Source organism: Ruegeria sp. BJ6, from assembly GCF_056537885.1.
In genome coordinates this window covers 639,633-653,605 of the sequence record NZ_JBQFSG010000002.1, presented here as the reverse complement: position 1 = coordinate 653,605, position 13,973 = coordinate 639,633, and the positions used below count along the sequence as shown (strand labels likewise).

Annotated in this window: 12 protein-coding genes; 5 read left to right on the top strand and 7 right to left on the bottom strand. The window is 56.1% G+C overall.

Translation table 11 applies throughout. From position 1 onward, the window contains the following. Positions 1-140: 140 nt before the first annotated feature. The 4 genes from fumC to ACR0D6_RS08630 are packed head-to-tail and all read left to right on the top strand — an operon-like array spanning position 141 to position 2,597. Entirely contained in the window at positions 141-1,535 is a 1,395-nt protein-coding gene (gene fumC, locus ACR0D6_RS08645) for a class II fumarate hydratase (RefSeq protein WP_480765201.1), read from the top strand. Further along, complete coding sequence (locus ACR0D6_RS08640) at positions 1,535-1,711, top strand: DUF4169 family protein (RefSeq protein ID WP_480765200.1); 177 nt, start codon at positions 1,535-1,537, stop codon at positions 1,709-1,711. Before fumC ends, ACR0D6_RS08640 begins: the two co-directional genes overlap by 1 nt. Next, the gene (locus ACR0D6_RS08635) at positions 1,708-1,929 is read left to right on the top strand and encodes a ribbon-helix-helix domain-containing protein (RefSeq protein WP_480765199.1); all 222 of its coding nucleotides are present in this window, start codon (positions 1,708-1,710) and stop codon (positions 1,927-1,929) included. The genes ACR0D6_RS08640 and ACR0D6_RS08635 overlap by 4 nt, the downstream gene beginning before the upstream one ends. Positions 1,930-1,988: 59 nt before the next feature. After that, positions 1,989-2,597: a DNA-3-methyladenine glycosylase I gene (locus tag ACR0D6_RS08630; protein ID WP_480765198.1), complete on the top strand. Its 609-nt coding sequence runs from the start codon at positions 1,989-1,991 to the stop codon at positions 2,595-2,597. Between the two features lie 30 nt (positions 2,598-2,627). Here ACR0D6_RS08630 and ACR0D6_RS08625 read toward each other — a convergent pair whose 3' ends face one another. From ACR0D6_RS08625 to ACR0D6_RS08610, 4 genes are all read right to left on the bottom strand, one after another. Further along, on the bottom strand, positions 2,628-3,509 hold the full coding sequence (locus ACR0D6_RS08625) for a fructose bisphosphate aldolase (protein WP_480765197.1): 882 nt from the start codon (positions 3,507-3,509) through the stop codon (positions 2,628-2,630). A gap of 74 nt (positions 3,510-3,583) precedes the next feature. Further along, on the bottom strand, positions 3,584-4,933 hold the full coding sequence (locus ACR0D6_RS08620) for a cytochrome P450 (protein ID WP_480765196.1): 1,350 nt from the start codon (positions 4,931-4,933) through the stop codon (positions 3,584-3,586). Beyond that, positions 4,930-6,144, bottom strand: coding sequence for a hypothetical protein (locus tag ACR0D6_RS08615; protein ID WP_480765195.1), 1,215 nt, complete (start codon positions 6,142-6,144; stop codon positions 4,930-4,932). Before ACR0D6_RS08615 ends, ACR0D6_RS08620 begins: the two co-directional genes overlap by 4 nt. A gap of 76 nt (positions 6,145-6,220) precedes the next feature. Then, positions 6,221-6,973: a cytochrome c biogenesis CcdA family protein gene (locus ACR0D6_RS08610; protein WP_480765194.1), complete on the bottom strand. Its 753-nt coding sequence runs from the start codon at positions 6,971-6,973 to the stop codon at positions 6,221-6,223. A gap of 105 nt (positions 6,974-7,078) precedes the next feature. On the opposite strand from ACR0D6_RS08610, the gene ACR0D6_RS08605 reads away from it, so the two are divergent. Then, positions 7,079-7,312 (top strand): sulfurtransferase TusA family protein, encoded by a 234-nt coding sequence (locus tag ACR0D6_RS08605; protein WP_480765253.1) that lies wholly within the window; start codon positions 7,079-7,081, stop codon positions 7,310-7,312. Between the two features lie 38 nt (positions 7,313-7,350). On the opposite strand, the gene ACR0D6_RS08600 is transcribed toward ACR0D6_RS08605, so the two are convergent. The 3 genes from ACR0D6_RS08600 to ACR0D6_RS08590 all read right to left on the bottom strand — a co-directional run bounded on the left by ACR0D6_RS08600 (position 7,351) and on the right by ACR0D6_RS08590 (position 13,948). Beyond that, the gene (locus tag ACR0D6_RS08600; protein WP_480765193.1) at positions 7,351-10,245 is read right to left on the bottom strand and encodes an Rne/Rng family ribonuclease; all 2,895 of its coding nucleotides are present in this window, start codon (positions 10,243-10,245) and stop codon (positions 7,351-7,353) included. A gap of 576 nt (positions 10,246-10,821) precedes the next feature. Next, positions 10,822-12,156, bottom strand: coding sequence for a sigma-54-dependent transcriptional regulator (locus ACR0D6_RS08595; protein ID WP_170652427.1), 1,335 nt, complete (start codon positions 12,154-12,156; stop codon positions 10,822-10,824). Between the two features lie 13 nt (positions 12,157-12,169). Then, on the bottom strand, positions 12,170-13,948 hold the full coding sequence (locus tag ACR0D6_RS08590) for a sensor histidine kinase (RefSeq protein WP_480765192.1): 1,779 nt from the start codon (positions 13,946-13,948) through the stop codon (positions 12,170-12,172). Between the last annotated feature and the right edge of the window lie 25 nt (positions 13,949-13,973).

Here is a 13,973-nt window from a genome sequence, read left to right as displayed (position 1 = left end):
TCGATGACCACGTATAATTGAACTGTCCTCTCGCCTATACCTTTGCACAGCTTAAGTTTATGGTGCGCGCAACTGGCCGATTGCACCAAGGCATGGTCCCGGTTAAACGGCATACAATCGCATACATGACGGAGTGACAGATGTCCCAGACCCGCACCGAATCCGACAGTTTTGGCCCGCTTGAGGTCCCCGCAGACAAATACTGGGGCGCGCAGACCCAACGCTCGATCATGAACTTTCCAATTGGCTGGGAAAAGCAACCCGTCGCCATCGTACGTGCGCTGGGCGTCATCAAAAAGGCCTGCGCCATGGCAAACAAGGCCAGCGGCAAACTGGAACCTGAACTGGCTGATGCAATCATTCAAGCCGCAGGCGAAGTTATAGAAGGCAAGTTTGACGACAATTTCCCCTTGGTTGTCTGGCAGACCGGTTCGGGCACACAGTCCAACATGAATTCGAACGAGGTCATCGCGAACCGCGCCATCGAGATTCTGGGTGGGGTGATCGGATCGAAAAGCCCCGTACACCCGAATGATCACTGCAATATGGGGCAATCCTCAAACGACACGTTCCCCACCGCCATGCATATCGCCACAGCGATGAGCGTTAGGGATGTGCTGATGCCGGGGCTAGAAAAACTGGCTGCCGGGCTTGAGCAGAAGTCTGACGAGTTCAAGGATATCATCAAGATCGGCCGAACCCACACGCAGGACGCGACCCCTCTGACACTGGGTCAGGAGTTCTCGGGCTATGCTCATCAGATCCGTCAGGGCATTGCGCGGGTTAACGCAGCCATGCCGGGAATTTATGAACTTGCGCAGGGCGGCACGGCGGTTGGCACCGGCCTAAATACCCAGAAAGGTTGGGGTGAAACCGTGGCGGCCAATATGGCTGAAATCACCGACCTGCCCTTTGTTACTGCACCCAACAAATTCGAGGCATTGGCCGCGCATGACGCCATGGTGTTCCTGTCCGGCGCTTTGGCAACAATTGCGGGCAGTTGCTACAAGATTGCCAACGACATCCGTTTTCTGGGTTCTGGCCCGCGTTCGGGTTTGGGCGAATTGATCCTGCCGGAAAACGAACCCGGTTCGTCGATCATGCCAGGCAAGGTCAATCCCACTCAGGCCGAGGCACTGACACAGGTTGCGGCCCATGTGATGGGCAACGATGCCGCCATCAAATTCGCCGGCAGCCAGGGGCATTTCGAGCTGAACGTCTACAACCCAATGATGTCCTATAACCTCTTGCAGTCGATCCAGTTGCTGGGTGATGCAACCGACAGCTTTACCGAGCGGATGTTGATGGGCACTCAGGCCAACGAGCCGCGTATCGACAAGCTGATGAAGGAATCCCTCATGCTGGTGACGGCGCTTGCGCCCACCATCGGCTATGACAATGCAACCACCGTGGCCAAAACGGCTCACAAGAACGGCACGACACTCAAAGAAGAAGCAGTTGCGCTGGGCTTTGTTGACGAAGCCACATTTGACGCCGTTGTGCGGCCTGAACAAATGATCGGTCCGAAAGACTGATGGGCAAGCCGGTAAATCTGAACCGGTTTCGAAAAGACAAGGCGCGGGCCGAAAAGAAGGCCCGCGCAGATCAGAATGCTGTCAGGTTCGGCCGATCCAAAGCAGAGAAGGATTTGGAAAAAGCCCGGCATCAAAAAGCGCTTCGCGATCACGATGGGCACGAGGTAGACAAATGAGCGGGCGCCCGGTCAAACGCTCCTTAACGCTCAAAGGCCATCGGACGTCGGTATCTCTAGAAGAGGAATTTTGGCGGGCATTTCGGGAAATCGCTGAAGAAAGAGAGCTTCCGATCAATGCCTTGGCATCTGAAATTGATGTAGAAAGAGACCCCGAAACAGGCCTCGCCTCGGCAATTCGCGTATTCATCCTGAATTGGTACCAAAGTCGGAAATGAGGCTTGCCAAATCCGGCGCGTGTGGGTTGAATAACCCATAGAACAAATAGGGTACATTTATGACCAAAGCTATTCCCGGCCCGGATGGGCAACTTCGTTGTGCCTGGTGTCAGAGCGCGCCGGAATTCTTTGATTACCATGATCAGGAATGGGGATACCCGGTTGGCGATGATCGGCGCCTGTTCGAAAAACTTTGCTTGGAGAGTTTTCAGTCAGGCCTGAGCTGGCGCACCATTCTGTCCAAACGTGAGAACTTTCGAAAGGCATTTTTGGAATTTGATTTCAATAAAATAGCAGAGTTTTCTGATGCGGATGTCGAACGCCTTCTTCAGGACAGTGGTATCATCCGCCATCGCGGCAAGATCGAAGCCGTTATCAATAACGCGCGCCGTGCTCAGGAACTGGTAGCATCCGAGGGGTCGCTTGCTGCTTATGTTTGGCGATACGAACCGTCGCCCGAAGGCTTTCCGGAACCGCAGACGGCATCCACCTCGCCGGAATCGCTGGCAATGTCAAAAGACCTCAAGAAACGCGGCTGGAAATTCGTCGGCCCGACCACCTTATTTGCCTTTATGCAGGCAATGGGACTGGTCAATGATCACGCAAGAGATTGCGTCATGCGCGAAAAATCGGCGCGTTTGCGCGGTGAGTTCACCAAGCCTGAATAAAGGCGCCCCGCAGGGCGCCTTATTCTATAATCACACCGACGCGCGATAGATTTTATCAATATTGGTGCCAAGAGCCGCGTTGAAATCGGCATCGCTCATCTGCTTGGACAAACCTTCGGTGAGTGCACGCGAAAAAGATGCGATCATCTTGGTGTTCTGGTTCAACAGATCACAAGCTTCTTCCGTTGAGTAACCGCCGGACAGGGCCACGACGCGCAAGACGCGCGGGTGATCCGCAAGTTCATCAAAAAGATTGGCGGTGGTCGGAATGGTCAGTTTCAGCATCACATCCTGTTCGTCGCCAAGCTGATCGAGGTTTTTGAGGATTTCCGCCTTCAGGATATCCTCGGCCTCGGCCTTGGTTTCAGAATGGATGTTCACCTCGGGTTCGACAATCGGAACCATGCCCGCTGAAATCACCTCGCGGGCAACATCAAACTGCTGCGCAACTACTGCAGCAATGCCCTCGGCATTTGCCTCATGGATGACCGAGCGTTCCTTGGTTCCAAAGACACCATTTGCCTTGGCCAGAGTTTCGGCCAGCCCCGGGATGGGTTTCATCATCTGAACACCATTGGCCTGTTCTTCCAGACCTTTGTCGATCTTCAGAAATGGTACCACCCCTTTGACCGACCACAGGTAGTCGGCAACCTTGCGGCCGTCGATCTCTTCGCCCAGTGTACGTTCAAACAGGATCGCGCCGATGACTTTGTCCTTGGTAAAGTCGTTCGCAAGAATGATACGCGCGCGCATCTTCTGCACCTCGCTGAACATTTCTTCTTCAGACCCGTATTGCGATGCGTCTACCCCATACAGCGCCAGCGCCTTGGGGGTCGAACCGCCGCTCTGATCCAGTGCAGCGATAAAACCCGCACCATTTGTCATCTGCTCGCGCTGATCTGCTTTGGACATAACACATTTCCCGTTCAATTTTGATTCCGCTTTGAGCATTCGCATACATCAAGGCGTTGATGGATGGTAGTTTGTTAGCGCTCAAGAAGCCTGAGCCAAATCCCGTCTTTCGCCCGAACCGTAAGATGAGCGACCGGAACAGGGTCGCGGCCTGCAATACGCTCAATCCGGAACCGGCGTAACAACATCGACAGTATCAGAGGGCCCTCGACCATCGCGAATCCGGCACCGGTGCAGACCCGCGGGCCAGCGGAAAACGGAATGAATGCTTTGCGCTGACACTCTCTGCCATTATCGCTGTGCCAGCGCGCCGGATCAAATTCATCCGGGCGTTCCCACAGCCGCTCGTGGCGGTGCAAATGCCATGGGCTGAGAACCACTTGCGACCGAACCGGAATGTCCCTGCCTCTGAATTGTTCCGGGCACGTCGTTTCACGCACCATCATGGGTACAGGTGGATAGAGCCGAAGCGTCTCGCGAAAGACATCCCGGCTGACCCTTAATTTTGACATGACTGCAAAGGACCGCTCGTCCAGTGCCTCGGCCTCGGCAGCCACCTTTTCCTGCCAATCGGGATAAAGCGCCATCAGGTACAGCGCCCAGGCCAGAGCCGACGCACTGGTCTCATGCCCAGCAAGAAAAAAGATGGCAACCTGATCCACCATTTCCTGAGTATCAAACACCGCGCCCGTTTCGGGATCACGCGTCGTCATGATCTTGGTTGCCAGATCATCAGGAGCTGTTCCCGCTGCTATAGCCGCTGCGCGCTCATCTGTCATTTTGCGGATCAGTGAGCGAATTCGAGCGGCGTTCTTTCTGGTCTCGCCAGAGTGAAACTTGGGAAACCAACCCGGAACCGGGATAAACGCGGCAAGGTTCAGCAGGGGTTGAGCACGTTGATAGGCCCGGAATCTTGAAAACACCTGCGCGGCGGTTTCATCCTCGATAGGGACCGAAAAGAGGGTGCGAAAGATCACGTCTGCGGCGGCGTGGCTTGTCACCTCCTCAATCTCTGTTTCCTCTCCAACCAAGGGGCGCAGGCGGTCCACACAGGATTCGGCCGCAGACCACATTGCCGGAAAGGTATCTTTCAACCGTCCGCCTTCGAAAGCTGGATCAATAATGCGCCGTTGCCGTTTCCATGTCTCGCCATTGGTCAGAAAGACCGAGTCGCCCAAAAGCGGTCGCAACCCTTCACGGATACGATCCGACTTTGGAAAATCTTCGGGGCGATCCTTCAAAACCGTATCGACCAGCTCAGGTTGATTTATGAGGTAGGAGCGAAAGAACGCGGTTCTGAATTCAGCCATCCACGCGCGATAAAGCCTTGCGGGCTGCGCCGACAGAATGTCCTGCCGAAACAGGCTCAGATAACGCCAGAGTGATACCCTGTCGGGTCGCGCATTTGGTTTGGGGGGGATCATGCAGCTATCGACCGGTGTTTTGACACGGCGATATCAATCCGTGACTTCGAGGGCGCGCGACCTTTGAAACGCTCCGCCAGGGTAACTGGCCCGGCGGTGATGCGGAAATAGTCGTACTCTCCGGGCCGATCAAAGGCGCAAAGATATTGGAAATGCAGCCGGAAAAACCGCCATCTCAATTCCGCCCAACGCTGCGGTGAAAGAGTTTGTGTAAAGGCTGCCGACAAAACCAGCGGCCAGCGTTTTTCCGGTGCCGCGACGCCGCTGACGGCAACGGGGTCACACAGGGCAAAAGCACACCCGTCGCCCGGAGCAGTCACATCTATCCAGGTCACCTCGTCACGCGTGCACAGATAGTTCAGATCCGCCCTTAACCGCTGCGCCATCGGTAGAAAGGAAACCATCGGCACGACCTGCCCCAGAGACAGAAACGCCAGCTTGGGGCCATTTTCCGGAACCCGCCCATCCCGGATCAGGTCGGCCAGTAAAGACACCCCCAGATTGGCGCCAGAACTATGGCCAACGACCAGAATCTCGTCTTCGTCACCTTGCAGGGCTCGCTCGACCAACTCTTTGAAATCCTGCAGACGGCTTTCCATTTCCGGCGGATACCTCCCCCAAAGACGGGCGGAATGCGCATAGTTATGAAGGAGGTAGTAAGCAAACAGCTTGTTGTCGATTTTTCGAAACCAGCGCAGCGCCCCATAGCCAAGCGCAAGCGACGGTACCAACGCGAACCACCCCACCAGCGGGAAAATGAGGGCTGCCAGTATCCATCCAACAAGGACCGCTGCCACCAACTGCAATATTAACATCGCGACAGGATAAAGGGCGGCAATAACCGGACCTTTCCGCAGACGCATCAGACGCCAAAGTGAACCGGAAGACATATATATCCAAGCTGTTCGCAGCATCTGCAGATAGGTTCCGGGAATGGAATTCGACATGCTGCTGCGAACGATGTCCGACCAAACCAAAACTTCGACTTTGGATTGAACATCCTGACCGTCCTGACAGGAAAACACCTGCCAACCATAGGGGCCGCTTGTAGATTTTGCCTCTATTGCGATGTCATAGCCGGAAATTTTCGCCTGCTCGCGACCCTCCTTGCGGTATAGCTCACGATAGCGGCGGGGATGAATCGGATCGTAGCCCGGAATGTAAAAAACCCGGCGTTTGTGAACGTTTGTTCGGGGTTCCTGACTGCTCATCACCATGACCTCTGCCGGGCACGTTAGCGCAGTCAAATGGCAAGTGTAAGGCTTGCCATATGCGTCACTTTCGAGGTTAGCCCAGAACAGCCAGAGCCGGGAACGTTTCCAAAAGCCACCAGCTGAATTCGGTGAACAAACCGGTAATCAGCATGATGCCGACAAACAGCAACAGCCCGCCCATCACCTTTTCGATCAGCCCCATGTACGGCTTGATACGGTTCATGACAGACATTGACCGGTTGACGAACATGGCGGCAAGCAGGAACGGAATTCCAAGCCCTGCAGCGTAAACGCCAAGCAGCACAGTTCCCCGTGCGACCGAACCTTCGGACGCCGCCAATGACAGGATCGCCCCCAGTTGCGGACCGATGCAGGGTGTCCAGCCAAAGGCAAATGCCAGCCCGAGAAGGTATGCACCAAAAACCGAACCACCTGCCTCTCCTGCGTCTACGCGCGCTTCACGGTCAAGGATCGGAATTCGGAAGACGCCCATGAAATGCAGCCCGAAAACGATGACAACCGCACCGGAAATTTTGGCGAACAACACCTGATTCGTCAGCACAAACGCCCCAAATGCCGAGGCCGTGAACCCCAGCAACAGAAAGACGGTGGACAGCCCCATAACAAAGAACATGGCAGCCAATGTCGCTTTGCGCCTCGCCTGAACCTCGTCCTGCATTTCATGAAGGGTTACGCCGCTCATATACGCCAGATAGGGCGGCACGATCGGCAAAACGCAGGGCGACAGAAAACTGATGATCCCGCCGATCATGGCGACGAACATGGCAGGCAGCAGACCCGCGTCGATGATTTCAATTCCGAACATGTTTCTCGACATATGCCATCGCTTGACCCGCGTCACGGGGCCAATCGGTCACATCCTCGTGGTCTGATGCTGGACAGCACAGAAAAGGCCGAATATCTGCAATGTATGAATGACGTGACCGATACTCTGGATGCATTGGGGCTGCTTTGCCCCCTGCCCGTCCTGAAAGCCCGAAAAAGACTTAAACATCTGCCTGACGGTGCCGTCTTGCGGGTGTTGGCAGATGACCCCGCAGCTGTCATCGACGTTCCGCATTTCTGTGCAGAGGCGGGGCACGGCTTGATTTCCCAAGGCGAGCAAGACGGCCACCAGTTCTATCTTATCCGCAAAGGCGGATGAAAACGGCGGGCCCGATTGGACCCGCCCTGTTCAGTTCATCAGCTTCCCAGCGACCACCATCCACGCCGCTTGGGCTTGGGTGGTTCCTCTGGCTGAGGCGGCTCTTCTGCCACCACCTCCAAAACCGGTTCCGGCTGTTTCTCGGCTTCTTCAGGCGCAGGTTCGACCTCAGATTCCGGTTCCACCGACTGCTGGGTTTCATCAGCGGACTGTTCTATTGCCTCTTCGGCTTCAGCCTCCGGTTCAGGGCTTTCGGCCTCGCTTGGCGCATCGTCCGTATTTGCCGTTGCTTCAATCGGGTCGGCGTTCACGTCAACCTCGCTTACCACAACGATTTCTTCAGCCTCTGCAGCATTCTCGGAAAGATTGTCCTCTGCGGCTGGCTCGGAAGCCTCATTCGATGCTTCCGCTTCTGCAGGAGCTGAGTCCACTGTGACTTCTACATCTTTCTTCTTCCGGCGCGGAGCACGACGCTTTTTCGGCTTTTGCGCCTTTTCAACGGCCTCTTCACTACTCTCACCTTCAGCGTCAGACGCGTCAGCCTCTGAGGGCGAAGCTTCCTGCGGCTGTTCAGCACCGTCTGCAGGCTCTGCAGATTCTTCGCTGGATTCGTCATTCACATCCGTCGCATCGGCGTTTCCACCACCCTTCTTGCGACGGCGACGACGGCGTTTCCGCTTGGGTTTTTGTTCTTCTTCGGTCTGAACGATTTCTTCTTCGTCCTCTGCCGCATCGACCTGATCCATCAACGAAGCATCCACCGAAACAACCGGCGCTGTTGCTTCCGGCACGATCCGGCTGGCGGTCTTGAACTTCTCCATCGAGAAGTCCGGGCTGACCAGATGCACATCACCTTCAATCCGAACCGACAAGCCGTACCGCGCCTCAATCTGAGCGATATGTTCGCGCTTCTGGTTCATCAGGAAGTTGGCGATGCTGACCGGGCAGCGCACCAAAACCTCACGCGACCGGCGGCGCGTACCTTCTTCTTCGATCTGTCGCAGTATCGACAGCGCCATATTGTCATCGGATCGGATCAGACCGGTTCCATGGCAGGATGGGCAAGGTTGCGTGGTCGCCTCAAGCATTCCCGGACGCAGACGCTGACGGCTCATCTCCATCAGGCCAAAACCCGAGATACGCCCCATCTGAATACGCGCACGATCTGTTTTCAGCTTATCTTTCAGACGCTTTTCGACCGCCGAGTTGTTCTTGCGTTCATCCATGTCGATGAAGTCAATGACAATTAGACCGGCCAGATCACGCAGACGCAACTGGCGCGCGACCTCGTCAGCCGCCTCAAGATTGGTCTTGAGCGCAGTTTCCTCGATCGAGCCTTCCTTGGTAGCCCGGCCCGAGTTTACGTCGATCGCCACCAGCGCCTCGGTCACGCCGATCACGATATAACCGCCGGACTTCAGCTGAACCGTCGGGTTGAACATCCCGGCCAGATAGCTTTCCACCTGATACCGTGCAAACAACGGCAGCGCATCCTCATACCGTTTCACGTTCTTGGCGTGGGACGGCATGATCATCTTCATGAAGTCCTTGGCAATGCGGTAACCGCCTTCGCCTTCAACAAGAACTTCATCAATATCGCGATTATACAGATCTCGGATCGACCGTTTGATCAGATCGCCTTCTTCATAGATCTTTGCAGGCGCAATGGATTTGAGCGTCAGTTCGCGAATTTGCTCCCACAGGCGCTGCAAATATTCATAGTCACGCTTGATTTCCGACTTGGTCCGCTTTGCACCGGCGGTTCTGACAATCAGTCCTGCTCCAGTCGGTACATCAATTTCAGAGGCAATATCTTTCAGCTTTTTGCGGTCTGCCGCGTTGGTGATCTTTCGGCTGATGCCACCGCCACGCGCCGTGTTGGGCATCAACACACAATAGCGCCCGGCAAGTGACAGATATGTCGTCAATGCTGCGCCTTTATTGCCGCGCTCTTCCTTTACAACCTGCACCAGAAGAACCTGGCGCACCTTGATAACTTCTTGAATCTTGTATCGGCGCGGACGCGGCTTGCGCGGCGGACGGATATCCTCGCTGTCGTCTTCGTCAGCGACGGATTCAATACTGTCGTCCTTGTCCGTTGCCTCAGAACGGGCAACCGTCGGCTTTTGGTCGTCTTCGTCCTCAGCCTCGGCAGCGGCGCCATCTTCCTCGCCCCCACGATCTTCCTCTACGGCCTCGGCCGAAGAATCTTCACTGGACGCTTCTTCGGTGGACGCTTCAGCGTTTTGTGCTTCATCGGTACCTTCCTCCGAGGAAGCAGCGTCTGTGTCACCTTCACCCGCAACTTCCGCCGCATCGTCCGGGTTCACATCTTCTGATGCAGACTCTTCAGGATCAGCTGGCGCGACTGTTTCATCGACTTCTGCCGCTTCACCATCATCCGGGGTTTCAACAGGCGTTTCCGCGACCAGCTCGATCGGCGAAGTCCCTTCCGGCACCGCCAGATCCACTTCTTCCTCACCCGAGTCCAGGTCAATGGTTTCCATCCCGGTCGGTTCGGACACCAATTCCTTGGTCTCGATAAGATCGTCAGATTTTACGTCTTCCGCTTTGGTACGGGACCGTGATCGCCGCCTCTTGGGCTTTGCCTCATCAGCCTCGTCCCTCGCCTTCATCGCCTCGGCATAGGCGCGCTCTTCTTCCATCAGCGCTTCGCGATCAGCGACCGGAATCTGATAGTAGTCGGGATGAATTTCGGAAAACGCCAGAAACCCATGCCGGTTTCCGCCATAGTCTACAAACGCCGCCTGCAACGACGGCTCAACCCGCGTTACCTTTGCGAGATAGATATTGCCTGCAAGCTGTCGTTTGTTCTCGGATTCAAAGTCAAACTCCTCAACCTTGTTTCCGTCCACCACCACGACGCGGGTTTCCTCCGCGTGGGTGGCATCGATAAGCATCTTCTTTGCCATGTTTCCTTGGTGCACCGCGCCAAAAACGCTGTCCTCCGCCGTCCGGGAGGACGGGCACTTTTGGGATGGTGTCTTGTCAGGGCGATTTCAGACGGCGCGCGGCAGGGTCTGGCGCATTGGCCCCCTGCCCGTTCATTCAATCGTCGCGCGCGCGTCATCGCGGTTCTTTCTCCGACAGGTGCGATACTAACCCGCTGCCTGCCCATTATTCCTTTCGCCCGACTACTCGGACAAAGGCATTCTACTGCCCACATCAGGGGCACAATCGGTCTGCTTTGCCTCGTGGGGACTATCGCCATCCGCGGCAGAGCAGCGAAACTCAAAGATTCGGGGCTTAGGGGCACCAAAACGGCCCGGCCCGTCCCGCCACAATAAAAGCAGTCTTGTGGAAAAGACAATGGGCAAACTGCAGTCCCACTGCTTCAAACACCCGATCAGAACCCATTCCCGTACACAAATGCACAGGCAACGACCTGATCAGACGGATCTCATCATCTGGCCAGAAGTACTTCGGGGGTGAATTGAGCCGCAGGCACAAGAGGGGGCTGGCCCCCTCCCGGCGCGACAGTAGCACTTCTACAGATAGTCTGAGCGCTGCAGCCCGTACTTTGCCATCTTCTCGTTCAGTGTGCGCCTCGGCAGGCACAATTCGTCCATCACAGATGCAATCGACCCCTTGTGGCGGCGCATGGTGTTGTCGATCAGCATCCGCTCGAACGCCTCAACATATTCCTTAAGCGGCTTGCCTTCTGTTGTCATGACCGGCTGCATCTCTTCGTGATCCGACATGAGCAACGACGCAATCGTTCCCGATCCCCGCCGCGATTGCAGCACGGCCCGTTCGGCTATGTTGATCAACTGGCGCACGTTACCCGGCCAAGGTGCCTGCAACAGCTGCGCGGCCTCCTGAGCGCTGACCTGCGGTGCGTCACATCCATATTCTTCGGCGAATTGCTCGCTCAGGCGGGTAAACAGCGTCAGGATATCCTCTCCCCGCTGTCGCAGCGGCGGCATCGTGATACGCAACGCCGCCAGGCGATAGAACAGGTCCGGGCGCAGAACGTCCTCACTGGTCTTGCCTGCCTCCTGCAGATTCGAAATGGCCACGATCCGTGTTTCGGCGGGCGTGCCCTGCTCATTCATCATGCTTAGCAAACGGGCCTGAAGCGTATCACTTAACGCTTCGACATCCTCCAGAACCAGCGTTCCGCCTCTTGCCTCTTCGACTGCGGGCAGCTGAGCGTCCTCGGGCATCATCGGCCCAAACAGACGCTTCGACAGCGCCTCTTCCTCAAGCGCCGCGCAGGAAACCAGAACGAACTTCTTACCCGCCCGGCTGCCAACCGCATGCAACGCATGGGCCACAAGTGTCTTGCCTGTGCCGGTTTCGCCATCAATCAGCACATGACCATCGGCCTGTCCCAGATCCAGAATATCCTCGCGCAGGCGTTCCATCACCGGGCTGGCGCCGATCAGTTTGTTCATGATCTGGGTGCCGCCCGACAACTCACGCCGCAGCGCCCGGTTATCCAGTGTCAGACGTCTGGCGTTGCTAGCGCGTTTTGCCAATTCGGACATACGGTCCGGATTAAAGGGCTTCTCAAGGAAGTCGAACGCGCCAACGCGCATCGCTTCTACTGCCATCGGCACATCCCCGTGACCGGTAATCATGATAACCGGCAGGGTGCTGTCTACGCCCATGAGCTTCTTCAAAAGCTGAATACCGTCCATACCCGGCATTTTGATGTCCGAGATCACAATCCCGGGATAATCGGCGCCCAACACCTTCAGCGCCTCTTCGGCACTGGCAAAGGTTTCAGTGTCGTATCCGGATAGTGCCAGCCATTGGCTGATCGACTGACGCATGTCTTGTTCGTCGTCCACAATGGCGATTTTCATGGCCTGTGCCATAATAATTCCTCGTTTATTCAGCGGCCTCGAGGCCGTCTTTGCCAAGTATCGGCAATTGCATTTCAAACACTGCACCACCGAGTTGTCCATTGCGCGCGGTCAGCCGTCCCCCGTGGTCGTTCACGATCCCGGACGAGATGGCAAGCCCCAGTCCAACGCCGTCCCCGGGCTGCTTGGTCGTGTAGAACGGTTCGAACAGGTTCTCGATATCCTTGATCCCGTAACCGTTGTCGCGCACCGTAAGGACCGCCATGTCCCCCGCTGCAAGGATGATTTCAACATCCGGCTCTGCAACAGATTTGGTGGCATCCAGCGCATTTCGCAAGAGGTTCACCATAACCTGTTCGATCCGCATCCTATCCCCCAAGACTAACACAGGTTCCTCGGGAATGATTTGAGTGATCTTAACATGGCGCTGGCGCAACTGTGGCTCCATCATCGAAAGCGATGAAGCCAGTGCTTCGCTAAGATTTACTGGGGAAAACGCATCCGCCCCTTTTCGCGCATAGGATTTCAGCTGGCGTGTAATCGCGCCCATTCGCTCAATCAGGCCGTCGATACGGCCAAAGCTTGCCAGCGCTTCTTCCGGCCGGTTACGGCGCAACAAAAGGCGTGCGCCAGCAAGATAGGTTTTCATCGCCGCCAGCGGCTGATTCAGCTCATGACTGACGGCCGCAGACATCTCACCCAAAGCCGCCAATTTTGAACTTTGCGCCAGCGTCTGTTCGGCAACTTCCAGCGTCTTTTCAACACGTTCCCGCTCAGCAATTTCCCGCTGTAGCCTTGCGTTCAATGCGCGAAGCTCCGCCGACTCGCGCTGAAACAACGTCATGCGAAGCGTCGCCCTGCGGCTCAAAGCATAAAATGCCAGCGCCAGAAGAATCGCAAAGCCCATGATCTCCAGCGCCAGCACGCTGTTCACCTTTTCCCGAATCGAGGCGTAAGTGGTGAACGACGTCATCTGCCAGCCACGGAACGGTATCCGGGTTTCCATCCGCATCACCGCCTCGCCTTGCAGGTAGGCATCGGGTGGCAGAGAGGTCCAGTCGGTCGTTGCACGAATTGCCTTCAGTATGGCGTTCTGGGGTGGTTGCCTCAGCATTGCGGCGTTTTCGTCCAGCCCCCGCCATTGTGGCTCTGTCGACAGGATAATCGTACCCGTACTGTCGGTCACCATGACCGCGTCGGATATCCCGGCCCAGGCTCGTTCGAATTTTTGCAGATCAACTTCGACAACGATTACGCCAAGAATTTCCGACCCTGCTTCCATTCGCCGGGAATAGGAAAAACTGTACCCACCGGAATCGCGCTGAATGACCGAAAATAGTGTGGCATTCGATCGTATTGCATCGACAAAGTATGCCGAATTTCGGTGTGCCTCGCCCAATCGGTTCCGATCTGTGGCCGCTACCGTGCGACCATCCCGGTCCAGTAGCATCAATGACGCCGCACCAATTTCCTCCACAAACGAAATAAGGCGCTGCGTCGATAATGAGTAATCGCTGGACTGTAGGGCGGATATGAGCGTCGGATCTCGCGCCAGCAACTGCGGAACAATTGCGTTTCGGCGCAGTTCGCTCAGCAGGTTACCTGAATAAAGCGCCAATCTAAGCTCGGCGCGATTACGGGTGGATTCGGTAAATCTGTCTGTCAGAAGACGGTTGGTGATCCACACCGTCGCGACCGCGCACAACAACAGGACAACCACAGCAAAACGCAAGCGCCACCCCAATGGCGGGCCGCTAAACAGGTTCCTAAGCTTGCTATGTTCAGGTTGGGTTTCCGACGTCATGGCCAGAAGCTACGCCCCTGAACCA

Excerpts from the sequence above, each read along its gene's own strand:
- fumC (WP_480765201.1), top strand. The coding sequence starts at position 141 with ATGTCCCAGACCCGCACCGAATCCGACAGTTTTGGCCCGCTTGAGGTC.
- ACR0D6_RS08640 (WP_480765200.1), top strand. The coding sequence starts at position 1,535 with ATGGGCAAGCCGGTAAATCTGAACCGGTTTCGAAAAGACAAGGCGCGG.
- ACR0D6_RS08635 (WP_480765199.1), top strand. The coding sequence starts at position 1,708 with ATGAGCGGGCGCCCGGTCAAACGCTCCTTAACGCTCAAAGGCCATCGG.
- ACR0D6_RS08630 (WP_480765198.1), top strand. The coding sequence starts at position 1,989 with ATGACCAAAGCTATTCCCGGCCCGGATGGGCAACTTCGTTGTGCCTGG.
- ACR0D6_RS08625 (WP_480765197.1), bottom strand. The coding sequence starts at position 3,509 with ATGTCCAAAGCAGATCAGCGCGAGCAGATGACAAATGGTGCGGGTTTT.
- ACR0D6_RS08620 (WP_480765196.1), bottom strand. The coding sequence starts at position 4,933 with ATGATCCCCCCCAAACCAAATGCGCGACCCGACAGGGTATCACTCTGG.
- ACR0D6_RS08615 (WP_480765195.1), bottom strand. The coding sequence starts at position 6,144 with ATGAGCAGTCAGGAACCCCGAACAAACGTTCACAAACGCCGGGTTTTT.
- ACR0D6_RS08610 (WP_480765194.1), bottom strand. The coding sequence starts at position 6,973 with ATGTTCGGAATTGAAATCATCGACGCGGGTCTGCTGCCTGCCATGTTC.
- ACR0D6_RS08605 (WP_480765253.1), top strand. The coding sequence starts at position 7,079 with ATGAATGACGTGACCGATACTCTGGATGCATTGGGGCTGCTTTGCCCC.
- ACR0D6_RS08600 (WP_480765193.1), bottom strand. The coding sequence starts at position 10,245 with ATGGCAAAGAAGATGCTTATCGATGCCACCCACGCGGAGGAAACCCGC.
- ACR0D6_RS08595 (WP_170652427.1), bottom strand. The coding sequence starts at position 12,156 with ATGGCACAGGCCATGAAAATCGCCATTGTGGACGACGAACAAGACATG.
- ACR0D6_RS08590 (WP_480765192.1), bottom strand. The coding sequence starts at position 13,948 with ATGACGTCGGAAACCCAACCTGAACATAGCAAGCTTAGGAACCTGTTT.